At 60.5% G+C, this 26,665-nt stretch carries 13 protein-coding genes; 9 read left to right on the top strand and 4 right to left on the bottom strand.

Features of this window, described 5'->3' with window-relative positions; all coding sequences use genetic code 11:
• Window positions 1-174: 174 nt before the first annotated feature.
• On the top strand, window positions 175-1,713 hold the full coding sequence (locus ABIB44_RS17095) for a carbon-nitrogen hydrolase family protein (protein WP_502916503.1): 1,539 nt from the start codon (window positions 175-177) through the stop codon (window positions 1,711-1,713).
• Window positions 1,714-2,158: 445 nt separating this feature from the next.
• Window positions 2,159-3,841: an SBBP repeat-containing protein gene (locus ABIB44_RS17090; RefSeq protein WP_354585884.1), complete on the top strand. Its 1,683-nt coding sequence runs from the start codon at window positions 2,159-2,161 to the stop codon at window positions 3,839-3,841.
• 356 nt (window positions 3,842-4,197) lie between these two features.
• Here the strand turns inward: ABIB44_RS17090 and ABIB44_RS17085 are convergent, their stop codons facing one another.
• Window positions 4,198-4,743 (bottom strand): GNAT family N-acetyltransferase, encoded by a 546-nt coding sequence (locus tag ABIB44_RS17085; RefSeq protein WP_354585883.1) that lies wholly within the window; start codon window positions 4,741-4,743, stop codon window positions 4,198-4,200.
• Between the two features lie 152 nt (window positions 4,744-4,895).
• Here ABIB44_RS17085 and ABIB44_RS17080 point away from each other — a divergent pair, with 152 nt between their 5' ends.
• The 7 genes from ABIB44_RS17080 (at window position 4,896) to ABIB44_RS17050 (ending at window position 21,265) form a co-directional block, all read left to right on the top strand.
• Window positions 4,896-5,609, top strand: coding sequence for an SDR family oxidoreductase (locus tag ABIB44_RS17080; RefSeq protein WP_354585882.1), 714 nt, complete (start codon window positions 4,896-4,898; stop codon window positions 5,607-5,609).
• A 326-nt stretch (window positions 5,610-5,935) separates the two neighbouring features.
• A complete protein-coding gene (locus ABIB44_RS17075) occupies window positions 5,936-9,106 on the top strand; it encodes a SusC/RagA family TonB-linked outer membrane protein (RefSeq protein WP_354585881.1) in 3,171 nt (1,056 codons plus the stop codon).
• A 20-nt stretch (window positions 9,107-9,126) separates the two neighbouring features.
• Window positions 9,127-10,632: a RagB/SusD family nutrient uptake outer membrane protein gene (locus ABIB44_RS17070; protein WP_354585880.1), complete on the top strand. Its 1,506-nt coding sequence runs from the start codon at window positions 9,127-9,129 to the stop codon at window positions 10,630-10,632.
• Between the two features lie 755 nt (window positions 10,633-11,387).
• A complete protein-coding gene (locus ABIB44_RS17065) occupies window positions 11,388-14,933 on the top strand; it encodes a M36 family metallopeptidase (RefSeq protein ID WP_354585879.1) in 3,546 nt (1,181 codons plus the stop codon).
• Between the two features lie 984 nt (window positions 14,934-15,917).
• Window positions 15,918-19,115, top strand: a complete 3,198-nt coding sequence (locus tag ABIB44_RS17060; protein ID WP_354585878.1) for a SusC/RagA family TonB-linked outer membrane protein — start codon at window positions 15,918-15,920, stop codon at window positions 19,113-19,115.
• A gap of 19 nt (window positions 19,116-19,134) precedes the next feature.
• Entirely contained in the window at window positions 19,135-20,673 is a 1,539-nt protein-coding gene (locus tag ABIB44_RS17055; RefSeq protein ID WP_354585877.1) for a SusD/RagB family nutrient-binding outer membrane lipoprotein, read from the top strand.
• A gap of 37 nt (window positions 20,674-20,710) precedes the next feature.
• A complete protein-coding gene (locus ABIB44_RS17050) occupies window positions 20,711-21,265 on the top strand; it encodes a hypothetical protein (RefSeq protein ID WP_354585876.1) in 555 nt (184 codons plus the stop codon).
• Window positions 21,266-21,343: 78 nt separating this feature from the next.
• On the opposite strand, the gene hslU is transcribed toward ABIB44_RS17050, so the two are convergent.
• From hslU to lon, 3 genes are all read right to left on the bottom strand, one after another.
• On the bottom strand, window positions 21,344-22,741 hold the full coding sequence (gene hslU, locus ABIB44_RS17045) for an ATP-dependent protease ATPase subunit HslU (RefSeq protein WP_354585875.1): 1,398 nt from the start codon (window positions 22,739-22,741) through the stop codon (window positions 21,344-21,346).
• A gap of 57 nt (window positions 22,742-22,798) precedes the next feature.
• The gene (gene porQ / locus ABIB44_RS17040; RefSeq protein ID WP_354585874.1) at window positions 22,799-23,932 is read right to left on the bottom strand and encodes a type IX secretion system protein PorQ; all 1,134 of its coding nucleotides are present in this window, start codon (window positions 23,930-23,932) and stop codon (window positions 22,799-22,801) included.
• Window positions 23,933-24,161: 229 nt separating this feature from the next.
• On the bottom strand, window positions 24,162-26,582 hold the full coding sequence (gene lon, locus ABIB44_RS17035; protein ID WP_354586063.1) for an endopeptidase La: 2,421 nt from the start codon (window positions 26,580-26,582) through the stop codon (window positions 24,162-24,164).
• Window positions 26,583-26,665 lie beyond the last annotated feature (83 nt).

Raw genomic sequence — 26,665 nt, 5'->3', positions numbered from 1 at the left:
AACGGCAAATCTGCCGCGTCTTCGGCACCTAACGGCAAGGCCACACCCGGCGGCACGCATCACAAAAAAGTCGGCAAGCCCGCCGATGAGCTACTGACGCCCACCGCCGTACCGGCCCACAAGCTCGTTCTTCGGACCCTGCGCCGTTCCGATTTCAAGGCCATCAAGGAAATCATGGACCAGGTGTATTCCAACATGGAAGGCGCGTGGTCGGCTGATGAGTTCAGTGCCCTCATCCGCAAGTTTCCCGACGGCCAGATTGGCATCGAGGACAACGGCCGACTCGTAGCTGCCGCGCTGGCCATCATCGTGGACTACGATAAGTATGGCGATAAGCACACCTACGCCAAAATAACCGGCAACGGTAAGTTCGACACCCACGACTCGGACGGCGACACGCTCTACGGCGTCGACGTGTTCGTGGACCCGGAGTACCGCTCGCTTCGCCTGGGCCGCCGCCTCTACGACGCCCGCAAGGAGCTGTGCGAAAACCTGAACCTGCGCGCCATGGTGGCCGGCGGCCGGATTCCCGGCTACGCCACCTATGCCAATGAGATGACGCCCGCCAAGTACGTGGAGAAGGTGCGCAATAAGGAGCTCACCGACCCCATCCTCACTTTTCAGCTCTCGAACGACTTCTACGTGCGGAAAATCATTCGCGGCTACCTGCCCTACGACTCGGAATCGAAGGCGTACGCCACGCTGCTGGAATGGATTAACGTGTACTACGAGGAAACGGAAAAGCTCATTGGCAACGAGAAAACCAACGTCCGTATTGGCATTGTGCAGTGGCAGATGCGCGCGACCAGCAGCCTGGAAGACCTGCTGCAGCAAATTGAGTTTTTCGTGGATACGGTGAGCGGCTACAAAGCTGACTGCGTGATGTTTCCGGAATTTTTCAACGCTCCGCTCATGGCCCTCACCAACCAGGATTCGCCGGCGGTGGCCATCCGGGCCATGGCGGCGTTCACCGAGCCCATCAAGGCCAAGATGATGGAATTGGCCGTGAGCTACAACATTAACATCGTGGCGGGCTCGATGCCGGTATACCTGGACGAGAAGCTGTTCAACGTGGCCTTCCTGTGCCGCCGCGACGGCACCGTGGACGAGCAGTACAAGCTGCACGTAACCCCCGACGAGGCCAGCTACTGGGGCATGCGCGGCGGCGATAAGCTGAAGTGCTTCGATACGGACTTTGGTAAAATCGGCATCCTGGTGTGCTACGACGTGGAGTTCCCCGAGCTTTCGCGCATGTTGAGCGACGAGGGCATGAAAATCCTGTTCGTGCCCTTCTGGACCGATACCAAGAACTCCTACCAGCGCGTGCGCCTCTGCGCCCAGGCCCGGGCCATTGAGAATGAGTGCTACGTGGCCATTACCGGCTCGGTGGGCAACCTGCCCCGCGTCGAGAACATGGACATTCAGTACTCCCAGTCGGCCGTGTTCAGCCCTTCCGACTTCGCCTTTCCGCACGACGCCATCGTGGCCGAAGCCACCCCGAATACGGAAATGACCCTGATTGCCGACCTCGACCTGGACCTTCTCAAGGACCTGAATAGCAGTGGGGCCGTGCGCAACCTGCGCGACCGCCGCAAGGACCTGTACTCGGTGAGCTGGGTAAAGAAAACCGAGCGCGACGACGAGCTGCTGGCTCAGGGCGAGGAGCGGATGCCCAAAACCAGCTCGCGCCGCAAGGCCATCGCGGCGGGATAAGGCGGGGTAGCTTGTGCTTATTCCCAAAAAAAGAGCGGCCATTATCATGGCCGCTCTTTTTGCTTGCAAAGAAATGTTGCTACATATCGGGAATCAAGCTCAAGACGAAAACCACTGTGGCTGTTGCAGAACTCCATACAATACTCCAATTCGTAGCTTTCCGAGCTCACCCAATCCAAAAAGGGGGCATGGTTGGGCCTTTTCTCCCCTTTTCCTGACAACCTACTCGGTTTATTAGCCATCGAGCGGGTTCTGCAACAGCCACCACCGTTTTCGTGAACAAAAAACATCTAGTCGGTAGTAGCATTTTGGGTGCACTGATTGATTATTAACCTGCTAGGCTTTAGGAAGCGTTGAATTGCGTTGTAGCTTGCCCGTCAGACGCGCCGTTTATCTTTAGTAGAATCTCCCACGCGTTGCGTTTGCGCTGGGACCCTTGCTTCTCATGCACACGATTTCCTGTATCCTGCTCACCTTACTCGTAGGAGGTCTCAACCTTACGGTAGTGGCGCAAAATGCGCCCGACTGGCTTGGTGTTCAGCTAGTGGGTAACGGCTACCCCAACATGAGCAACTCTGTGGTGGACTCCTTTGGCAACACTTACGTGGCGGGCGCTTTTTCTGAGCCTATAATGGTGGGCGGCACGGTACGCTACAGCAAGGGGAACTCGGATGCCTACTTGGCGAAATACGCTTCCGATGGTACGATGACCTGGTACCAGCAGCTTGGTTCAGCAGGCTACGAATCCATCAGTGGTATTGCCCTGGATGAGGCGGGCAATGTTTACATCACCGGCGTTTTCGGGCGCTCCATTCCGTTAGGTAATCAATTAGTACTCCTCGGCAGTAATGCCGACCAAGCCAAACTGTTCGTGGTTCGCTACTCGCCGCGCGGCACGCCGGAATGGGCGCGACAAAGCAACGGCGATGCACAGGGCAGCCGTACGGCCTATGGGGGCAGCATTGCGACGGATGCTTCCGGCCAGGTGTATGTGGTGGGCAATTTTGATAACGTCATGACCATTGGGGCCGTCAGCACGGCGAACCCAGCCAACACAACGGGCGCCTTTTTGGCGCGCTTTTCTGCCGCTGGGGGCGCCCTGCGCTCGCTGACAACGGCCTTCTCCTACGCCGTGCCTCCCCCCGGCTCCATCAATTATTACAGGCCGCTGCTGGCCGTTACCGCTCTAGGGGAAGCGTATGTATTGAACTCGTTTACCGTACCGGTGACCGTGGGCACGACCACGCTCACCAGTCGGGGCCGCATTGATGGATTGGTAGCTAAATTCAATCCCCAAGGCCGGTTCGAGTGGGTGCAGCAGTTGGGCGGCACCGGCGACGATTGGCTCAGTAGCTGCGCGGTGGATGCGGGCGGCAACGTGTACGCAACCCTTGCCTTCAACGCGGCAAGTGTATTGGGTGCCACCACGTTGCTTCCGGCCGGAGAATACGACGGGGGCCTGGCGAAGTACTCCCCCCGTGGCGAGTTGCTATGGGCGCAATCGGGCGGCGGCCCGGGCTACGACCGCTACAACGGCATTCACGTAGACCCGGCTGGCAATCCTTTTATCGTCGGCTATTTTGAGCATACCGCACAGTTTGGCGGCTTGGTTCTTACGAGCACCGGCGGCCTCGATGCGCTGGTCGTGGCCTATACTCCCGGCGGCCAAGTACGCTGGGCACAGCAAGCCGGGGGGGGCGGGTCCGATGTCGGCGACGTGCTGGGCCAAGATGCCCGAGGCGACCTGTACGTGATGGGCAGTTTCTTTCGAGCCGCTGACTTCGGTGCTATCCAACTGGGTACCAGCTATAATAATCACTTCGATAACTGTCTGTTCGTGGGACGACTGGGAAGGGCAGCCCAACCATCTCCAATGCCTCAGGTACCGCAAACACCCCAGCCAGCCTCAGGTTTGTACCCCAATCCTGCTACGGAACAGGTCAATCTGCCCGGGCTTGATGTCGGAAGCCGCGTGCAGTTTTTCGACGCGGTGGGCCGGCTGGTGCGGGAGGAATCGACGAGTGCTGTTCAACAGGCATCGGTGCAGGGCCTAGTACCCGGCCTATACATCCTACAGGCCACAGCGGCCACTGGCCTACGCTACACCGGCAAGCTCATCGTGCAATAAGTTGCGAGTTAGCCAACAAGCTACACAGGCAGACGTCTGACATAAGCCGGTCAAATCCAAACCGCCGCGTAAGTAACCGTCTGCTTCTACCCTCCTTCCACTGAACAGCAGAAATCAGCCTGGCACCTGGTGGCTAGCTGGCCCCAATAAAGCAAGGCTAGTTTACGAAACTCGTCTACGATTCAAAGTTTACGAAATGCCCGATGGAAATGAGTTTCGTAAACGCCCAAAATGGAGCTTGGTCACCCGCCAAAATACCACGTCGGCAGCAGGCCGCGCAGGGAAGCCAAAACCACCACTTTTCCAAGGTCGTGGGTATAATAGATGTCATGTGAAGGAATAAATCAGTTACCTGCTTACTCCTCGCCCTTATCAATCAGCAATTTATAATATACCGCCGTAGCATGCGGCTGGCCATCGTAGTTGATGAAATAGGCGGGAATAGCGCCTACGAACTGGTAGCCCATGTTTTGGTAGAGCAGTTCGGCTCCGTCGCCATGCCGCGTATCGAGCACGAGGGTGCTGCGGCCTAGGTGCGCAGCCTGCGTCTCCAGGGCCACCAGCAGCTGGCGGGCCAGGCCCTGGCGGCGGGCCCGCGTGTGCACCAACAGCTTCGAAACCTCGGCACGGAGCAGCGAATTGGGCCGGGTAGCCAGGTCGAGCTGCACGGTGCCCAGCAACTGGCCGGCGGCACCGGGCTCGTGGGCCACCAGCAGCACCCGGTGTCCGGCTTCGATGGCCGCGACGACGCTCTGCCAGTATTCCTGGGCTTCGGCGGCCGACAAGGGCGGCAGGAAACCGACCGACGCCCCCGAGTCGACGGCATCCTGGAGCAGCTGGTGCAGCTGCGGCAGCAGGGCGCGGGCTTCAGCAGCGGAAATGCTGGCAATGGCAACGTTCATAATAGAGAGCGGTTTTTAATGGGTTTATGGGGCCTAGGATACCGCCAAATTAGCACTATCTGCAAGAAGCGCTTGCGCAAACGTTACCACCGGGTGAGCTTTTATGCGTAAACTTGAGGTTCCATTCCACTTGCCAAGCCCCAACTCATCACATGCGCGCTTTCATCACCGGAGCCAACCGCGGCCTGGGCCTGGAGCTCACCCGCCAGTACCTGGAGCGGGGCGACCAGGTTTTTGCCGCCTGCCGGCAGCCAGCCGCCGCCACCGAGCTCCAGACCCTGAAGCAGCAGTACGCCGACCGCCTCGTGCTGCTGCCCCTCGACGTGACCAGCGCGGCCTCCATTGCCGCTGCCGTAGCCACAACCCAAGAAAACACCGACGCCATTGATGTGCTCATCAACAATGCGGGGGTATACCCACACGCGGGTTCGGGCGATGCCCACCAGCGCCTGGGCCAGCTCACCCACGACGATGCCCACGAAACCATGCAGGTAAATGCCATCGGGCCGCTGCTGGTGTCGCAGGCGATGCTCCCGCTGCTGCGGGCCGGCCGCAAGGGCCGTATCCTGAGCATCTCATCGGGCCAGGGCTCGCTCACCTGGAAGGCCACCGGCGACCCCTACCACTACAGCGCCAGCAAAGCCGCCCTGAACATGTACATGCGCAGCCTGGCCGCCGAAATCGGCCACATGGGCCTTATTTCGGTGCTCGTCGACCCCGGTTGGATGCGCACCGAAATGGGCGGCGAGCATGCCACCCAGGAACCGGCCGACTCGGCCCGCGGCATCATCCGCCTGGCCGAGCAGCTGCACGCCGAAGAAAATGGCAGCTTCGTGACCTGGCAGGGCCAAGCCGTGCCGTGGTAATCGCCTGCGTGCAGCCCCACGCCAGCTGCGCCGGATGAAGGCCGCCGACAGTTTAACTGCTCATGCCCGTCTAGTTGATGAATCAGCAGACGGGCTTTTTTGTGGCCCCTTCCGCAGCCGCCCGGTAGGCGAGGCATCGGCGCAACTCCCCAGCTGAGTAAATGCTTTACAAAATACTTTCAATAGTAAGTATTGCAGGCAAAGCACCAGGCCGTTGGGCAAAAAACATAAAATAGGGGTTTTTTTATGATAAATGCACTTTAATTGCAAACCAGCAACTACTTTCGGCAATTCCGTTACTCACTTTTCACCAATCAGCTACTCGTATGACAAAAAGCTTACTCCTCTTCCTGTTCATGGTTCTGGGCCTCGCGGCTCACGACCTGCGGGCTCAGAACCGAACCGTTACGGGCACCGTCGTCGGTTCCGACGGGGCGTCCATTCCTGGCGTAACTGTGCTGGTAAAAGGCACCAAGCTGGGCACGTCAACCGACGTCGATGGCAAGTATTCGTTGTCGGTACCTACGAATGCAACGACACTGGTCTTTTCCTACGTGGGTTACGACAACCGCGAAGTGCCCATTGGTAACGAGTCGACCATTAATGCTTCTTTGAAAGTAAACCCCACCGGCCTCGACGAGGTGGTGGTGGTGGGCTACGGCACCCAGAGCCGCCGCGACCTGACGGGCAGCGTGGCCACGGTTACCGGCAAAGAAATAGCCACGGCCCCCGTGCAAAGCTTCGACCAGGCCTTGCAGGGCCGGGCCTCCGGCGTGAGCATCACCACCCCCAATGGGGTGCTGAACAACCCGCCCGTTATCCGCATTCGCGGGGTGAACTCCATTAGCCTGAGCTCGGGGCCACTCATCGTGATTGACGGCATACCCGCGTTCAGCGGCAATTCCTCGGCGGTGGGCAGCGTGCCCAACAACCCGCTCAGCAACCTGAACCCGGCCGACATCGAGAGCATGGACGTGCTGAAAGACGCTTCGGCCACTGCCATTTATGGCTCGCGTGCGGCCGGCGGGGTTATCCTGGTGACCACCAAAAAGGGCAAAAAAGGCCAGAGCCACCTCAGCTACGACACCTGGGCGGGCTGGAGCAAGCCCGTGCGCCTATACAACGTGCTGGGCGCGCAAGACTACGTGAGCATCAAGAACGAGGCCGTGCGCAACCTCAACGACAACCGGCGTGCCGTGGGCTCTACGGCTACGCCGAACGTGGAAGGCTTCAAACTGGCCGACGCCAACGGCAACGCCGCCGACACCCGCTGGTACGACTACATCTACCGCACGGGCTTCGCGCAGTCGCACAACCTGAACTTCTCGGGCGGCACCGACAAAACGACGTTTTACTCGTCGGTGGGCTACACCAACCAGAAGGGCATGATTGTGAACAACGATTTCCAGCGCGTGTCGGCCCGCGTGAACGTGGACCACAAGGTGTTTAAAAACTTCAGCGTGGGCATGCGCGTGGGCTACTCCAACACCCACAACGCCTCGCCCAACACGGGCTCGGTGGGCGACAACTCCTTCGGCTCGGCCGGGCTGGGCCGCGTGCCCATCCTGCTGCCGCCCAACCTGGCGGCTTACAACCCCGACGGCACCCCCAACACCAGCGGCCCTAGCATCGGGGCCGGCCCCAACATCAACCCCGCCACGGGCGGCCCGTTTGTGATTGGCTTTATTAACCCGGTGGTGGACATCGCCAACAACCGCTTCAACTCCGACGGCAGCGAAATCCAGGGCAGCGTGAACGCCGACTGGGAAATTGTGAAGGGCCTGAACCTGCGCACGCAGTACGGCATCAACAACATCGCCTTTAATGACGAGGCCTTCTTTACTTCCTTGCCCGGCACCCTGACCTTTCCGGGCGGCGAAGCGGATAGCTACACCCGCACCAACAAGCGGACGAACTGGCAGAACACGCTCCAGTACGACCACACCTTTGGCGAGAAGCACAACTTTTCGCTGCTGCTCGGCAACGAGCAGCAAACCACCAACGTGCTGCGCTCGGGTGCCGTGCGCACCGGGGTGGCCGACCCGTTCTTCACCACTTATCAGGGCAACTACACCAACATCACGCCGTCGGGCAACTTCCAGGGTGCCAACTACCTGGTGTCCTTCTTTGGCCGTTTGAACTACAATTTCGACCGCAAGTACCTGGCCACGGTCAACGTACGCCGCGACGGCTATTCGTCGTTTGCCCGGAAGTACGGCAACTTTTACGGCGCCTCGCTCGGCTACGCGATTTCGGAAGAAGACTTCTGGAAAAACGCCGCGTTTGCCCAGGCGTTTTCGTTTCTGAAAATCACGGGCAGCTTCGGCAACGTGGGCAACAACCAGGGCATCGGCGATTTTGTGGCGCTGAACACCTACGACTCGGGCTTCTACGGGGCCAACTCCACGCTGGGCTTCAGCAACGCCGGCAACCCCAACCTGGCCTGGGAAGTGAGCAAGAAATCCGACATCGGCGTGTCGTTTGGCTTTCTGCAGGACCGGCTGCGCGGCGACTTCGCCTACTACAACAACCTAGTGGACGGCCTGATTCTGAACGTACCGCAGGCCCCATCGAAAGGCATTCCGGGCAACGCCATCCTGGCCAACGTGGGCTCGATGCGCAACACCGGCGTTGAGCTTAACCTCACATTCAACGCCTTGCAGGGCAAAGCCTTCACTTGGACCGTGAGCGGCAACGTGACCACCCTGAAAAACCGGGTACTGGCCCTGGCCACCGAAGGCCAGCGCCTGCCCACGTCTACGGGCGGCCTCGAAACGGCCAATTTTACCCAGGTGGGCAACTCGGCCGGCCAAATCCTGGCCGTGCAGTCGCTGGGCGTGAACCCGGCCAACGGGCAGCGCATGATTCAGAAAGCTGACGGCACGGTGGCCCAGTACAACCACGGGGGCCTGGGCTGGACCAACGTGGCCGACGGCAAGCCCACCGCCGCCCCCAACCAGCTCACCGACGGGGTGTACTACGGCCCCGTGCTGCCCACCTACTACGGCGGCCTCGACAACACCTTCCGCTACAAAGGCCTGGACCTGGGCCTGTTCGTGCAGTTTTCGGGCGGCAACTACATCTACAACGGCACCAAATCGGGCCTGCACGACCAGCGCTTCTGGAACAACGAAGTGGACATTATTGACCACTGGACCGAAAGCAACCGCGACGCCAAGTGGCCCCGGGTGGTATACACCGACAACGTCTCGAACGGCTCGGCCCTGGTCATGTCGTCGAATGTGGAGAAGGGCGACTTTGCCCGGCTGCGGCAGGTGTCATTGGGCTACTCGCTGCCCCAGAGCCTGGTAGACCGCGTGAAAGTGGCCAACGCCCGCGTGTACGTGCAGGTGCAGAACGCCGGCCTGCTCACGAAGTACTCGGGCATCGACCCGGAGATTTCCACCAACGGAGCCAACAACACCGGCGCCGGCGTCGACCGCAACTCGGTGGGCCAGGCCCGCACCTACACCGTGGGCTTCAACCTCGGCTTCTAACCTCCTTGCTTTCAGTCCTCATGAACAAATTGATAACCAAACCGGCCGCCCGTGCGGTGTGCTGGACGTTTTTGGCGGTGGGCACCTTCGCCTGCCAGCCCGACAAGCTGAACCCCAAGCCCGAGATTCTGCTTTCCGACCAAGTGGTGTTCAGCTCCCCAGCCCGCATTGAGCTGCAGGCCAACAACATGTACGCTTACGTGAAGTCCGGCACCTTTCTCGGGGGCCGGTTCCAGATTTACAACGACATCCGGGCCAACGATTTCATCAACCTGCGCTCGAACGGCGTGACCGGCACGGGCGTGTGGAACCACACGCTCACCGAAACGTCGCAGAACGACGTCATCAACACCTGGGGGGCGGCGTACCAGGCCATCAACCAAATCAACGTGTTCCTCGACGGCCTCGACGCCAACACGGCCAAGTTCGTGGCGCCGCAGTTCCCCGCCACGTACGCAGCCAAGGTCGCCAATTACCAGGGCGAGGGCCGGTTGCTGCGGGCCCTGTGCTACTACTCGCTGCTGCAGCTTTACGCCCGCCCCTACGCGGACGGCAATGGCAGCAAGCCCGGCCTGCCCCTGCGCCTGAAGGGGCAGACGGACGACCAGAACAACGACCTGGCGCGCAGCACGGTGGCCGAGGTGTACACCCAGATTCTGGCTGACCTTGACTTTGCCGAGAAAAACCTGCCTCTCAACAACGGCACGGCCCCGCTGAACGTGACCCGCGCCCACCGCAACACGGCTATCGCCCTGAAAACGCGGGTGTACCTGAGCATGGCCAAGTACGACGAGGTGATTCGGGAAGCCAACAAGCTGGTGCCCGCGACCGCCCCCTTCATTGCACCTACCGGCGTGCCCAACGCACTGAACGCCTCGGTGGCTGCCGTGTTCACGGGCGCGCAGGAAACCACGGAGAGCATCCTGTCTTTCCCCTTCACGTCGCAGGACCAGCCCGGCACCCAGAACCAGCTGGCCTTTTATTACCTACCCCAGAACGGGGGCGGCAACGGCGAGTACTCCCTGAATTCCGGGCCCGGCAGCATCCTGAGCAACCCGGCCTGGGCTGCCACCGATGCCCGCCGTACCAACTTCGTACTCGTGTCGGGCACCGAGTCGTACCTGAAGAAGTACCCCACCGGCTCGCCCAATCCCTACACCGACAAGGCCCCGGTCATTCGCTACCCCGAAGTGATGCTGAGTCTGGCCGAGGCGCGAGCGCGCACCACCAACACCGTCGACCCCCAGGCCCTACTGCTGCTAAACGCCGTGCGCGGCCGCTCGAATCCGGCCGGGGTGTACACCGCCGCCAGCTTTGCGTCGGCCACGGCACTCATCGACGCCATTCTGCTGGAACGGCGCATCGAGTTTCTGGGCGAAGGCATTCGCAACATCGACATCATGCGCCTGCTCGCCCCAATTCCGGGCAAAGGCTCGGTTTCGGCAGTCAACCCCGGCGACATGAATTACGTGTGGCCCATCCCCTTCACGGAGCTGGCCACCAACAAGCTGATGACTCGCAACTAGGCAGTTCCTCAGCGGGACGGCATTCCAGTTAAACCCCGCCTAGACCTAATCCGCTGCTTCACTTTTTGCACCCCTTATTGTCCGCTATGCGGGCCGTAAGGGGTGTTTTCGTTATATGCTGTGGTAAAATGCGTGCGTTTGCAACAGGGTTTTATTATAAAAAAATTATTTAATTAATTAAGATGACATGAATATCAATCTGACCTGGGCCCGCGGCATCATCCGCCTCGTCGAGCAGTTGCACGCCGAAGAGAACGACAGCTTCGTGACCTGGCAGGGCCGGTCCGTTCCCTGGTAGAAACGAAATCGATTCAACAAGGCTGTTTGGCAATTACGAAACTCATTCTGAACGGCGCGCTTTACTGCGGCTGGTATCGCCTTCAGGCTAATTTTAAAAAATTCTGACTAAAAAAAGCAGCCTTTCCATAGAAACTCTGCTTTTTTTCTGAGGGGAGCAAGCTGAATTTCGGGCCCGTATAGCAAAGATATTTTAACGCCAAAAGAGCTAAGAATCAGCTCGTGCAAGCGTTTGCACAGACCGCCAGACGTGCCCACCGGGCTGGCGACCAGGCGGGCGACGGTGCTAGCGACAGGCTGGGTCCGGTTACGCAAGTGAGCCGCGTAGTTAACTTTGGTTTTGCGATATTCAGCGGCATTTCAATAGCGCGCGGCAAACTGGTCGGTGAGTATCGCGCCCTTTTTACTTCTTTCCCCCCAAACTTTTTACTTTTTTACCTGTGAGGAAACCCTCTACAATGAAACTAGGCCTGGCCCTGATGGGGCTGTTGCCAGTTGCGCTGCACGCGCAGACCATTTCCCCCTACTTGGCCCTGGAAACCGCGCTGGCAACCCGCTCGCAGTGGATAGGCCCCGAGTATGCGGAGGCTGACCTGCGCATCAGCAGCGCGTACGCCGAGGCGAACGGACTGGAGCACATTTACGTGCAGCAGGCGCATGCCGGCATTCCGGTGTATAACAGCATGGCTACGCTGGCTTTTGCCCAAGGCCAATTGGCTACGCACTCGGGCAGCTTCGTGCCGGCCAAGCTGCTCGCCGGCCTGCCCACGGTGCCCGCCCTGAGCGCCGCCGGTGCCGTGAGCCGGGCCCTGCTGCACGTGGCCCCCACGGCCGCCGTGGTACCGGTCATGCTCAGCGAGGACAACGGCCCCGAGGCCCGCCACACGTTTGCCGAAACGGGCGTGGCCCGCCGTGCCATCGTCGCCAGCCTGACCTGGGCCATGGACGAGGCCGGCCGCCCCCACCTGGCCTGGAACGTGAACGTGGAATTGCTGCATTCTGCCGACTGGTGGAATGTGCGCGTAGATGCTGCCACCGGCCTCATCCTGGGCCAGGACAACTGGACCGTGGAAGAACAGGCCAGCTCCACCACGGCCGCCCGCCTGATGGGTGCCCGCACCCAGGCCACGGCCCGGCGGCAGCCCCCACCCCCACCGCCCAGCGCCACTTCTTCGACCTTTTTCGTGGTGGGCTACCCACGCGAAAACCCGGGCACCCTCGGTTTCCAGACTGAAACCGACCCCTGGCTGAAGGCCGGAGCCGGCAACAGCGCCACCACCCACGGCTGGAACTTCGACGGCACCACTAACTATGTTACCACGCGTGGCAACAACGTAGCGGCCTACGACGACTCGCTTAAAGCCAACGCTCCGGGCCGCTACGCCAGTTCGAGCACGGCTGCTCCGACGCTGACTTTCTCCTTCTCGCCCAACCCGGGGGCCGCCCCAACCACGCCGGCCAACCGCAACGCGGCTACCGTGAACCTGTTCTACTGGAACAACATCGTTCACGACCTCACCTATCAATACGGCTTTACCGAAGCGGCCGGCAACTTCCAGGCCGACAACCTGGGCCGGGGCGGCCGGGGCAACGACTACGTACGGGCCGAGGCCCAAGACGGCAGCGGCACCAACAACGCCAACTTCAGCACCCCCGCCGACGGCACCAGCGGCCGCATGCAGATGTTTCTGTGGAGCCCGGCCCCGATGCCCTATAGCGTGCAGGTGAGTGCCCCAGCTACGGTGGCCGGCAGCTACCCGGCTGTAGAGGGCGGCTTCAGCACCGCCAACCGGCTGTCGGCCCTGGGGCCGATTGCGGGCCAGCTCGGCCTGTTCATTGATGCGGGCAGCAGCCCCGCCACCAACCAGGCCTGCGGTACCCATGGCGGCAGCCCCCTCACGGGCAAAATTGCCCTGCTTTACCGCGGCACCTGCGGCTTTGCCGTGAAAGTAAAAAACGCCCAGCTAGCCGGGGCCATTGCCGCCATTGTGGTGAACAACGTCGCCGGCGCGCCCATTGTGATGGGTGGTACCGATAACACGGTGACCATTCCGGCGGTGATGATTTCCCTGGCCGATGGCGACCGGCTGGCCGCGCAGGCCGCCAATGGCGTGCAGGCAGTACTGCCGCGACCCGCCGCCGCCGGCCCGGCCCTCGACGGCGACCTCGACAATGGCATCGTGGTGCACGAGTACGGCCACGGCGTATCAACCCGCCTGACCGGCGGCCCGGCCAACAGCAGCTGCCTGAGCAACGCCGAACAGGGCGGCGAAGGCTGGAGCGACTACCTGGCCCTGATGATGACCACCGACTGGGCCAACACCCAGCTCAGCGACGGCCCCAATGCCCGCCCGGTGGGCAACTACGCGGTGGGCCAGGCCAGCACCGGCACCGGCATTCGGCGCTACCCCTATTCCAATTCCCTAACTACCAACCCGCTCACCTACGCCAACGTGGCCACCAACCCCGAGGTGCACGCTATTGGCGAGGTGTGGTGCGCGGCACTGTGGGACATGACCTGGGCGGTTATTCAGCAGCGCGGCAACATTCAGCCCAACCTGTTTAACGGCGCGGCCAACGGCGGCAACAACGTGGCCCTGCAGCTCGTGATGCAGGGCATGAAGCTCCAGCCCTGCCAGCCCGGCTTCCTCGATTCGCGCGATGCCATTCTGAAAGCCGACTCCGTGCTGTACCAGGGCCAGTACCAGAACACCATCTGGGCGGCGTTTGCGCGCCGCGGCATGGGCTACAGTGCCAGCCAGGGCTCGTCGGGCAGCGCTACCGACCAGGTGGCCGCTTTCGACATCCCGCCGCCAGCCAAGCTGCTGCCTACTGCCGGCGTAGTGGCCAGCAATATTTTCGACGTGAGCCTGCAGGTAAGCTCGCTGCTGACCGTGCCCAACACGCCCTACGTGCTCACGGATGAGCTGCCGGCGGGCATGCAGTTTCTGAGCAGCTCGACGGGTGGCACCCTGGTTGGCAATAAAGTAACCTTCAGCAACATCACCTTCACGGCCCCAGGGCAGGTCCGCACCCTCCGCTTCCAGGCGCAGGCTACGGCGGCGGCAGCCTGTGCGCCCGTCTTTCCAGTGAACGACAACCGCGACGTGAGCACCACCGGCGGCTTCACGCCGCAGTCAATTACCGGTACTACCGGCTTTGCTCCCAGCACCGCTCGCGCCAACACCGGCACCAGCAGCTGGTTTTCGCCGGCCCCCGATACCCCCGCCGATTTCGTGCTGACCTCGGCCCCCTTCACGCCCACGGGCCTGTCGGTGCTCTCGTTCTATCACTACTATAACTTCGAGGGAGGCTTCGACGGCGGAGCCGTGGAGATTTCGACCAACAACGGCACTACCTGGCAGAACGCCAAGTCCTTCTTCGTGTTAAATGCCCCTAACACCACGCTCGACCCCAGCACGACGGCACCGGGGGCCTGGGTATTCTCGGGCCAGAGCGCAACCAACGGCACACCCGGCTTCATTCGCTCGGTTGTCGACCTGCGCTCGTTTGCGGGCACCAGCGTGCTCGTGCGCTTCCACACCCGCACCGACAACGGTAGCCCTGCCGGCCCCGAAGGCTGGTTCATCGACGACATTGCCGTACTCAACGGCTGCGGCGGCGACCAGCGCATCGAGCTGCGCGACAACAGTGGCAACCTGGCCGGCTCGCAGAGCGTGGTGAGCTTCCTGTTGCCCGTGGGCGTAACGTTGGGCCAGCAAAGCACCCTGGCTCAGGCCACGGAGTTCAGTGCCCAGCCCAACCCCTTCGGCAGCCAGGGCCTGCGCCTGAACCTGGGCCTGCCCACCGGCTTGCCGCAGGTAAGCATCACCCTGCTCGACGTAACGGGCCGCGTGTTGCTGCGCCGCACCACCGAGCGCCTGGCCGCCGGCCCCAGTACCGTGCAGTGGCCCGAAGCGGCCGGCCTGCCCGCCGGCCTCTACCTGGTGCGCGTGCAGCTGCCCGATGGCAGCAGCCGTACCCTGCGCGTATCGCGCGAGTAACGGCACCTGTAATAATGCCGAAAAAGGCCCGCTGCACGTGCAGCGGGCCTTTTTGCCTTGATAATGGAACCCGTGCTTATCAACTACCAGAACTGCGCCACGCGAGGCTTATGTAATCCAAGTTGCGGAGTACGTGGTTAAGCCCCAGCGGAGTTATCTTCGGTAGTCCGCAAATCGGGTTATGCAGTCAAGTAAACGAGTAGCGTAAACACCGTCATGCAGAACGCGCTGCATATAAGGTTGCTTTTGCGTGAGTAGTTGAAGCCCCTGCGAGGCGATATCCGAACAATAAATACCGCCCGGGTGAGGCTATGCCCTTGTTTTTACTGGTTTCACTACCCGTATCCCATCCCGCTGGGGCTTTGTTGTGTACTCCGCCGCGCGAGTTAAATTGCGGAGCCGTGTGTAAATCGGGCTGCTCCCGCATCGTCCGAATGGTTTCCGACAATCCCCCCTGAGGCTTGCTAACCTAGCCAGCGGAGGATAATGGTATTCTTGCTGAAAAATCCTTCTACCTTGCGCCCCATTCAGGTGGGTTTTTCGCTTTCAAATCTCATCCAAGCATTCCTACTGGCAGATTTTTTCAGGGTCTTGCGCTTCCATCGTTAGCGCACCGAGTTGCAGAAAAATGAGCAAATTGAGTAGTACCAATGGCAATCCGACAAGGTATCCGCTGTGCTGATAAAAGAAAACTATGGCATTACCTATGTTTTTTTGAGCAGTCCAGCTTGTCTGAATATGCCCCGCGCCACTTGCATACGATACCCAAAAATCATTGATTAACAAATAATTAGCCCCATTAAGTAATACTCAGAAAATCGCGATTCTAAATTCACACAATACTCATTGTTGTTGTGATGTTAAGGAAAATACATGCGTTTGTTAAACCTACCGCATCAGAATCTGCGATACATGGCTTATTTTTGGCCATAGCTGCCATCCCACCCCTGTTTTGTTTTCATCCCAAACCTTAATTTTTTACCCATGAAAAAATCCATACTCATGAGCTTGGTGCTCATGTTTACTTTCCTCACCGGAGTGCTGGCGCAAACGCGCGCCATCTCGGGGCGAGTAACTGACCAAGCCTCTGGCGAGGGGTTACCCGGCGTCACGGTGCTATTGAAAGGAACATCCACTGGCATTTCGACCAACTCAGACGGCAAATTCACTTTGTCGGTGCCAGAAGCGGGCGGTACGCTCGTTTTTTCGTCGGTAGGCATGGCAACCCAGGAGCGGGCCATCGGCACCGCTGCGGAAGTTAACATCGCACTCGCCCAGGACAACAAGCAGCTGAGCGAGGTTGTGGTAACGGCCCTTGGCATCGAAAAGGACGTGCGCTCGCTGGGCTACGCGACCCAGGAAATCAAAGCCGACCAGATTTCGCAGAAATCGGAGCCCAACGTACTGAATGCGCTGCAGGGCAAAGTGGCCGGCGTGAACATTACCGGGGCCAGCGGCCTTGCCGGTTCGTCCACTAACATCAACATCCGGGGTATTAGCTCGCTGCAGGGCAGCAACCAGCCGCTGTTCGTGGTGGACGGTATTCCGATTAGCAACGACCTCGACCGCACCAACGGCGGCCCGCTGGGCACGCTCGGCGGCGCCCAAACGTCGAACCGCGCCAACGACATCGACCCCGAAACCATTGCCAGCATCAACATCCTGAAAGGGCCGGCCGCTGCCGCCCTCTACGGCTCGCGGGCCGCTTCGGGTGCTGTCATCATCACCACCAAGTCGGGGCGCAACGCCAAAGGCAAAACCGAGGTTACGGTTACGTCGAGCTACAACGTGTCGAACGTGTATGGCCTGGCTAAGCTGCAAAACGACTATGGCCAGGGTACCCAGGGCGTAGTCGTGACTTCCGGCGGCTTGGGCGACGTGAACACGGCTTCGCGCGCCTCCTACGGCCCCCGCTTCGGCACGACGCCAACCTTGGCCAACGGCCTGCTCCTCACCGATGGCAGCACGCTGCCCTACCAGGCTTATCCAGACAACATCCGGGACTTTTACCGCCAGGGCCGCATTCTGAACAACGGGGTGAACATCGTGGGCGGCAATGCCGACCAGAATGTGTCGCTGAACGTGAACAACACCGACCAGAAGGGCATCACCGAGAATTCTTCCCTGAAACGCACCAACGTGCAGTTGGGTGGCAACGTGAAGCTCATCAACAAGCTGCGGGCCGGTGGTTCCGTTAGCTTCATTCAGACCAACCAGGTAGGTCCGCTGATTGGCAACGGTAGCTCGGCATTTGGCCAGCTGCCCGCTATTCCGCGCAGCTATAACCTGCAGGGGCTGCCCTCGCAGGACCCCAACACGGGGGGCAACATTTTCTTCCCGGGCTCGGACAACCCCTACTTCAACCTGCGCAACAACCCCACTACCTCTAATCTGACGCGCTTCATCAACGTAGCCAACCTCAGCTACGATGTAACGCCCTGGCTGAACGTGGCCTACCGCGCTGGTCTGGATACGTATACCGACCGCCGCAAGCAGATTTTTGCGCTCGGCTCGGCGCGGGTTCCCGGTGGCCAGGTACTCGACCAGGCCATTTACCGCAGCGAAATCAACGGCGACCTGCTCGTAACGCTGAAGAAGGACAACATCATCACCGAAGGCTTCAACGCCTCGCTGCTGCTCGGTCAGAACATCAACCAGCGTCGGGCGCAAAGCATTCAGTCGCAGGCCGATGCCCTGGCTTTCCCGTTCTACAACGCGCAGGCCGGTACGCAGTTCACGGCCTCGGGCGAGAGCTCTTCCGTGCGCCGTCTGTTGGGCTACTACGCACAGCTCTCGCTGGCCTATAACAACTACCTCTTTCTGGAGCTGACCGGCCGGGCCGACCAATCGTCGACGCTGCCCACAGCTCACAACACGTTCTTCTACCCCGCCGCGACTGTGGGCTTTGTCTTCAGCGACGCCTTTAAGCTGTCGAACGACATCTTCACGTACGGCAAGCTGCGGGCCAACGTCGCCCGTGTGGGCAAGGATGCAGCCACCTACGCGCTGGAAACCTACTATAACTCGGCTTCGCTGGGCAACAACGTGGGCAACATCAGCTTCCCCTTCACGGTCAATGGCGTTACGTACCCTGGCTTTGGCATCAGCAGCGCCCTGGGTGGCGGAACTACGCTGACTCCGGAATTCACGAAGTCGTTTGAGGCAGGCACCAACCTGGGCTTCTTCAACAACCGCCTGACGTTTGACCTGTCGTACTTCAAGACGATTAGCGAAAACCAGATTATTCCGATTACCACGCCCGGCTCGACCGGCTACCTCTCCCGCGTTACCAACGTGGGCCGGGTAGACAACACGGGTTTTGAGGCCTTGATGATTGTATCGCCCGTTCGTACGACGAATTTCAAATGGGATATCAATGCCAACTTCACGCACATCAAGAACGAGGTTATCTCGATTGCTCCTGACGTGATTACCGCCTCGGTAAACGGCAGTGCCTTCATCGGCAGCGTACCCTCCTTCCAGGTTGGTCAGCCTTACGGCATCATCATCGGCAGCAAGGTTCCCCGCGTACCTGCCACCGACGCGAATGGCAAGGCCAACGACCCCAGCGTGGTGGGTCGCTACATCATCAACCCGGCTACCGGTAGCTTCGACAGCAACACCGTTCCCAACTCCATCCTCTCGAACCCGAACCCTCAGTGGCAGGGTGGCATCACGAACACCGTGAGCTACCGTGGCCTGTCGCTCTCGTTCCTGGTCGATGCTACCTACGGTGCCCAGCTGCTGTCCTTCACCAACGCCGTGCAGAAGTCGAACGGCCACTTGGCCGAAACGGCCGTTAACCGCGAGGCTCCCCGCGTCATCCCCGGCGTTATTCGCAATCCTGACGGTAGCTACCGCGAAAACAACATCCAGATTGATGCGCAGCAATACTACGGCGCCATTGGTGGCCTGCAGAGCGAGTTCAACGTGTACGATGCATCCGTGTACCGCCTCCGCGAAGCTTCCATTGGCTACACCCTGCCCAAGGCCCTGCTGGAAAAAACGCCCTTCGGCCAAGCCAGCATCACGCTTTCGGGCCGCAACCTGTTCTACTACGCTCCCAATGCCAACTTCGACCCCGAGACGAACACGCAGGGCGCGGGCAACATTCGTGGCCTGGAGCTGCAGGGTCCGCCAAACACGCGCAACTATGGTGTAAACCTGCGCTTCACTCTATAATTTGAGTACTTTCTTCTATATGAAAAAGAACCAATTCTGGGGCCTTGCCCTGGCAGCAACGGTCGTACTTTCTTCTACCAGCTGCAGTAAAGATGAGTTTCTGGACGTGAACCAGAACCCCAACAGCCCGGCCGCCGTGGGCATGCCGCTGCTCCTGACGAGCACCCTGCTCACGACGGGTTTCGCTAACACCAACGACCTGGGCCGCGTTACCTCACTGCTGGTGCAGCACATTGCCGGCATTGCCAACCAGTCGGCTACCTACGATGTGTATAACATCCGGGGCTCGTTCGACAACCAGTGGAACGGGGAGCTCTACAATGGCTCGCTGGTGAACACCAAGTTGTTGATTGACCAAGCGGTACAAAAAAACAGCCCCGCTTACGGCGGTATTGCCAAGCTGATTCAAGCGTACAACTTCGCCCTCACCACCGACCTCTACGGTGATATTCCCTACTCCCAGGCCCTGCAGGGAACGGCCATCCTCACTCCCCGCTTCGATAAGCAGGAGGACATCTACAAAGGCAACACGGCCAAAGGCATTAAGAGCCTGTTTGAGCTGGTGAAGGACGGCCTGGCCGACCTTGATAAGCCCAGCACCCTGAAGCCCAGCGCCGCTGATGACCCGGTTTATGGTGGTGACCTGAATAAGTGGAAGCAAATGGGTAACACCCTGCTGCTGAAGCTGGCCAACACCATCAGCAAGAAAGAGCCGGCATTGGCTGGCCCTATCATTGCGCAGGCCGCCGCCGGTGCTATCACCACGAACGCCAACGACTTTCAGGTTCCCTTCGGCACGTCGACGACCAACCTGAACCCGTTGTACCAGTTCAATTTCGTAACGCGCCCCGACGACCAGATGCTAAGCCAGCGTCTGCTCGACAGCATGAGCGTGCGCCGGGACCCTCGCCTGCCTATTTACTTCAACATGACGCCAACTCCGGTACTCACCGGCACGTTGGTGAACGTGACGGGCACGGTTACGCCAGTGGGTGTCTTCACGGGCTACCAGAACGGCTCGCCCAACGCCGTACCCGTACGGGCCAACCGCTCGCGCTACAACGTGTACATCCGCGGGGCGGGCGGTGAAGCTCCGGCTCGCCTGCTCACCAACTTCCAGCGCTTGTTCATCCTGGCCGAATCGGCCGTACAGGGCCTGCCTGGGTTCACCCTGCCGGCTGGCACTACGGCCCAGTCGCTTTACCAGAGCGCCATCCGCGCTTCGATGACCAAGGCTGGCATAGCCGATGCGGACGTGACGGCCTACTTTACTGCCAACCCCCGGGTAGCGCTGCTGAGCACTAACGCTACCTTGGCTCAAAACCAGATTATTACCCAGAAATGGATTGCCTGGGTTGGCAACGGCTACGAAGCCTACAACGACTACCGCCGTACCGGTTACCCCCGTTTGGCCGTGGTGCAGAATGCCGCCGGCGACGACCCCGCAATCATCCCCCGTCGCATTCCATATCCTAACTCGGAGCTGAACGCCAACACGAACGCCGAAGGCCTGGACAAGAACATCCGGACCAGCGCGCCAGTGTGGTGGGCGCAGTAAGCCGCCCCTTCGTTTAACTTCTCATCCGATTTTCGACATGAAAAAGCAACTCATTCAATTATTCGCCTTGGTTTTGCTGGCCGGAAGCGCTGTTTCCTGCAAGAAGGCCTACGATAACAACAACCTGGACCCCCTGGCACCCAGCCTGGCTGACATTCCGGTGACCGTCACGAACTTTAATGTGTTCGAGCGCTTCCCGGTGTTCTTCGCTACTGCTCCCGCTGGCGCTTTCACGATTACGTTCTCCATTCCCGCCGACAAAGGCAAAATCAAGGAGATTACCAAGGTAACGACGGGTAACAACGGCCTGCGCGACCTGCAGACCGGTGCTCCCGCCGTGCTCTACAACTACAACACGGCAACCAGCGCGGCTGTAGCAATTCCGGGTAATGGCTCCAATACCATCACCTTCACGTCGGACCTGGATACCTACACCAAGTACCGGACCCGCGTAGGGGCAGGCACTGCCACGGTGAACCCCGTGGTATCGACTAACCCGCAGACCCCGACCCAGATTGAGTACTACTTCCTGCTGACGCTCGATAATGGCGCAACCATTATCCCAGAGCGCGTGCGTGTGCGCGTTCAGTAAACCAGGGTACCTGATTGAATAAAAAAGCCCCAGCCAAATTGGCTGGGGCTTTTTTGTGGGAAAAAGCGACTAAATGCCTCACAGGATATACTGGCTCAAGTCGCGGTTCTTCACCATATCACGGAGGCGCTCATCGACCAGCGCGGCCGTAATTTGAATGTGGGCGTTGGGGCCAATCTTATCAGGCACATCGTAAAGAATGTCGTTGAGCAGGCGGCTCATAACGGTGTGCAGGCGGCGGGCCCCAATATTCTCGACTTCGCCATTTACTTCGAACGCGATTTCGGCCAGGCGTTCCAGCGCCGCGTCGTCGAAGGTGAGCGCTACTTCCTCGGCTTGCAGCAAAGCTTCGTACTGCTTGGTGAGGGCGTTTTTAGGCTCCTTGAGAATGTGGTAGAAGTCGTCTTTGGTCAGGCTCTGCAGCTCGACGCGGATGGGGAAGCGGCCCTGCAGCTCGGGAATCAGGTCGCTGGGCTTGGAAACGTGGAAAGCGCCGGCGGCGATGAACAGGATGTGGTCGGTGTTGACGATGCCGTATTTGGTGTTCACGGCCGAGCCCTCCACAATGGGCAGCAGGTCGCGCTGCACGCCCTGGCGGCTCACGTCGGGGCCGGAGCCACCGCCTTTACCGCCGCTACTGGCCACTTTATCGATTTCGTCGATGAAGATGATGCCGGCATTTTCGCACTGCCGAACGGCCTCGTCCTTCACCTCATCCATGTCGATGAGCTTGGCGGCTTCCTCGTCGAGCAGCAGCCTGCGGGCTTCGGCCACGGTTACTTTGCGCTTACGGGTTTTCTTGGGCATCATGTTGCCCAGCATATCCTGCAGGCCCGACATGGCGTTTTCATCCATGCCCGGCGCCCCCATAATACCGATGCTGGGTGCACCCTGGGCCACTTGAATTTCAATTTTACGGTCTTCGAGCTCGCCGTTTTTAATTTTCTGGCGGAACCGCTCGCGGGTGCGCTCATTCAGCTCGGTGTCCGACGTGGGCATGTCGTTGCCTCCCCCACTGCCGAAGCCGACGCCGGCTTTGACTCCGGCCGGCTGGCCAATGGATGGGATAAGCGCGTCGAGAATAACTTCCTCCACGGCATCGGCGGCCTGGGCTTTCACAGCTTCCTGGCGGCGGGCTTTCACGCGGTTGAACGACTGCTCGGCCAGGTCGCGCACCATGCTTTCCACGTCGCGGCCCACGTAGCCAACCTCGGTGAATTTGCTGGCTTCGACCTTCACAAAGGGCGCGTCGGCGAGGTGAGCGAGGCGGCGGGCAATTTCGGTTTTGCCCACGCCGGTGGCCCCAATCATCAGAATGTTGTTGGGCACTATTTCGGCCTGCATGTCGGCCGGGGCATGCAGGCGGCGCCAGCGGTTGCGCAGGGCAATGGCCACGTGGCGCTTGGCCTCGTGCTGGCCGATGATGTACTTGTCGAGCTCGGCCACAATCTGGGCCGGAGTAAGGAAGTTTTGCATGGATGATTATTTGGCAGAATACCGCGCGGCATGGGCAAAGGTTCGCCGCACGATGGGTCAGGAGCCGACTTTGCGGTACCGGGTTCTCGCCCCGTCGGGCGTGGCTTTGGGCACGCTCGGCGTGGTGCTTTTATCCTTCTTCTTAAACAGCGAATCGAGGCTACGGGAGACGGTGATGTACTCGCTGGAACCGGCTGCCTGCAGCGTGGCGTGCGTGTAATCGAGCTGAAAGGTGCTGATTTTAACCATCGCGCCAAAACTGAGGCCGGCGCTGCCGCTGGTGTTCTCCAGGCGCAGCTCGCGGCGCTGCAGGTGGTTGTAGCCCGCGCGCAGCTGCAGGCCCGGGCCCAGCACCAGGGCCGCACTAGCCGTGAAATGCCGGGCCAGGTTATCGCCGAAGCTGCGGGTGGGCTTCTTCTCCACGCCGCTGGCATCGACAGTACCGCGGGCGTTGGGGTCGAGGTACTGAATATCCCACTGCTGCAAGTGGTGGGCCGTAAGCGAGAAGCGCACGGGCATGTGCTCGGGCTTCACGGTGGCCCCGAGCTGCACGTCGAGCGGCAGGCGGCCGCGGTCGGTGCCGGGATAGGTGACGAACTGATAGCCGGCTGATTTTACCACCAGCCCGGCCGTGAAATCGGCGGTGGGGTGCTTGTAGACCACGCCCGCATCGGCCACGCCGGCCAGCGAGCGGCTGCCCGCAATGCTGCTCACGGCCAGCTTAGCGGTGGCTCCGAAGGTAAATTTTCCCTTCGTATAGGCATCCGACAGGCCCACGGTGTACTCGTTCACGCCGAAGGTGCCCAAAGTGTTGCCGGCCGCATCGTAGCTCTCGAAACTGCCGTAGTTGAGGTAGGTGATGCCCACGCCCATCCGGCCAAACTTCTGGGTGTTGAAGACGTAGGCGGCGGTGCTCTGCTTGATGTCGGCCATGTAGGCCACGTAGCTCAGGGCCAGGCGGCCGTCCATGTCGGAGTTCAGCAGGGCCGGGTTGCCGTAGAGCATGGTCGGGTCGTCGGTGCGGGTCGACGGGTTCATGCCGCCCAGTGCGGCCAGATGGGCACTCGGCGGCAGGTCTAAGAACGGAAACACCGTGCGGCCACCCAACTGCTGCGCCGCAACGGGTCGCAGCCCCAATCCGCCCAATAACAACCCTAAACCGACCAGCCGGCACGCGGAAAGATGCTTCATATTACTAAGGTACGGCGGAAGGAAAACCCGCTGCGGCTGCTAACGCCAATACCGGGAAAGAAAGTACCTGAAAGCATCTGATTGTTCAGCCAAAGCAAACCGTCATGCTGAGCGAAGTCGAAGCATCTCTACCGCGCAATGCAATAATTTACTATGAATCTGTTTAGAAATCACATCGGAACGTCATGCTGAGCGAAGTCGAAGCATGACGTTCTTATGTATTGGCATGTCACTGCACTTCCACGCTGGGCCCCGCTACCGGCACGGGCTCGTCGCGCACCGGCAGCTTCTGGGGGTGCGGCACCAACTCGTCGAGCAGGGCCACGCGCAGCACGTCGTCCACGCGGTCGCAATAGTGAATGGTGAGGCCCTTGAGGTAGTCCTCCTGAATTTCCTCGATGTCCTTGCGATTCTTGGGGCACAGGATGATGTCCTTCATGCCGGCGCGGCGGGCCGCCAGCAGCTTCTCCTTGATGCCGCCCACGGGCAGCACCTTGCCGCGCAGGGTGATTTCGCCGGTCATGGCCAGACGCGGGCGCACCCGACGCTGAGTGAAAGCCGAGGCCATGCTGGTGAAGATGGCGATGCCCGCGCTGGGCCCATCCTTGGGCACCGCGCCCTCGGGGAAGTGGATGTGCAGGTCGTACTGTTCGAAAAGGCGGTAGTCGATGCCGATTTCATCGGCCCGCGAGCGCAGGTAGCTGAGGGCCGTAATTGCCGATTCCTTCATCACGTCGCCGAGCTGGCCCGAAAGCGTGAGCTTGCCCCGGCCCCGGCTCAGCAGGCTTTCCACGAACAGGATGTCGCCGCCCACCGAGGTCCAGGCCAGGCCCGTTACCACGCCGGCGGTGTCGTTGTCCTGGTACTGGTCGCGGTCGAAAATGGCCGCCCCGAGAATCTTGCGGATTTCGGCCGGCTCCATCGTGGCGGGCAGCGGCTCCTTGCCGGCCTTGCGGCGGGCCAGGTTGCGCGTCACGGCGGCCAGCTTGCGCTCCAGACCGCGCACGCCGCTTTCGCGGGTGTAGTCGTCGGCTACGCGGTGCAACGCGGCATCGGTAATTTTCACTTCGGCTTCGCCCAGGCCATGCTCTTTCAACTGCTTGGGCCAAAGGTGCTTACGGGCAATCTGCACCTTTTCGTCCTGGGTGTAGCCGGTGAGGTCGATGATTTCCATGCGGTCGCGCAGGGCGGGCTGAATGGTATCGAGCGAGTTGGCCGTGGCGATGAATAGCACCTTGCTCAGGTCGTACTCCACCTCCAAGTAATTGTCGGTAAAAGTGGCATTCTGCTCGGGGTCGAGCACTTCGAGCAGGGCCGAGCTGGGGTCGCCGCGGAAGTCGCTGCTCACCTTGTCAATCTCATCGAGAATGATGACCGGGTTGCTGGTACCGGCCTTCTTAATCTGGGCAATGATACGGCCGGGCATGGCCCCCACGTAGGTTTTGCGGTGCCCGCGAATCTCGGCCTCGTCACGTACCCCGCCCAGGCTCATGCGGATGTATTTGCGGCCCATGGCGTTGGCAATGCTGCGGCCAAGGCTGGTTTTGCCCACGCCGGGCGGGCCGTAGAGGCACAAAATCGGCGCTTTCAAATCCTGCTTCAGCTTGAGCACGGCGATATACTCCAGAATCCGCTCCTTCACTTTCTCGATGCCGAAGTGGTCGGCATCAAGGATTTTCTTGGTTTGCTTGAGGTTAAATTTATCCTTGGTGTACTCGCCCCAGGGCAGGTCGAGCAGGAACTCAACGTAGTTCATGTTCACCGAATAATCGGGGGCCATTGGGTTGGTGCGGGCCAGCTTCTCCATCTCCTTTTTGAAGTGAAGCGCCACGGCCTCGGGCCACTTTTTAGTCTCGGCGCGGGCGCGCAGGCGGGGAACGTCTTCTTCGGTGCCGTCGGGACCCAGCTCGTCCTGTAGGGTTTTGAGCTGCTGGCGCAGGAAGTATTCGCGCTGCTGGGCATCGATGCCGGTGTGGGTTTTCGAGCGGATGTCCTGCTTGATTTCGAGCAGCTCGGCCTGGCTGAGCAGGGCTTCGAGCAGCTGACGGGCCTGCTGCTCGGGGTCGGCCAGGTCCAGTAATTTCTGCTTGGCAGCGAGGTCGAGCTGTACGTTGCTCGACAGGAAATGCGTGAGAAACGCCGGCGACTGAATGCCGTCGAGCATGGCCCGGGCTTCCATTGGAATCTCGGGCGTAAGCTCCAGTACTTTGGTGGCGGCCTCGCGCAGGGCCTGCAACAGGCCGAATTCGCCGGGCACCTCGGGGTTCAGGGCCACCTCCGGGAAGTAGCTCACGCGGGCCAACAGCGGCGAAAACGACAGCTGCTCCTCGATGCGGAAGCGCACCTGGCCCTGCAGGATAATGGTAATCTGACCGTCGGGCTGCTCCAGCAGCTTCAGAATGCGGGCCAGAGTGCCAACCTGGTGCAGCTCGTCGGTGGCGGGCTCGTCGGCGTCGGGGTTGAGCTGGGCTACCACGCCGAGGAGCTTGTCGGCGGCGTAGGCTTTGCGCACCAGCTTCACGCTTTTTTTGCGGGCTACCGTCACCGGCAGCACCACGCCCGGAAACAGCACGGTGTTGCGCACGGGCAGCAGCGGCAGCGTGGCCGGGGCATCGTCGCCGCGCAGCAGGTGGTCGGGGTCGGCGGCCATAATGGCGATGGCTTCAGGTTGAGAGTGAGAGTCGCCGAGGGCCCTTACGGGGAACTGGGCTGAATATCGAACGGATGCTGGAC

The sequence above is a fragment of the Hymenobacter sp. UYCo722 genome (assembly GCF_040547115.1).
Taxonomy (GTDB): domain Bacteria; phylum Bacteroidota; class Bacteroidia; order Cytophagales; family Hymenobacteraceae; genus Hymenobacter.
The sequence above is the reverse complement of the archived record's forward strand: the minus strand, read 5'-3'. Positions and strand labels throughout refer to the sequence as shown.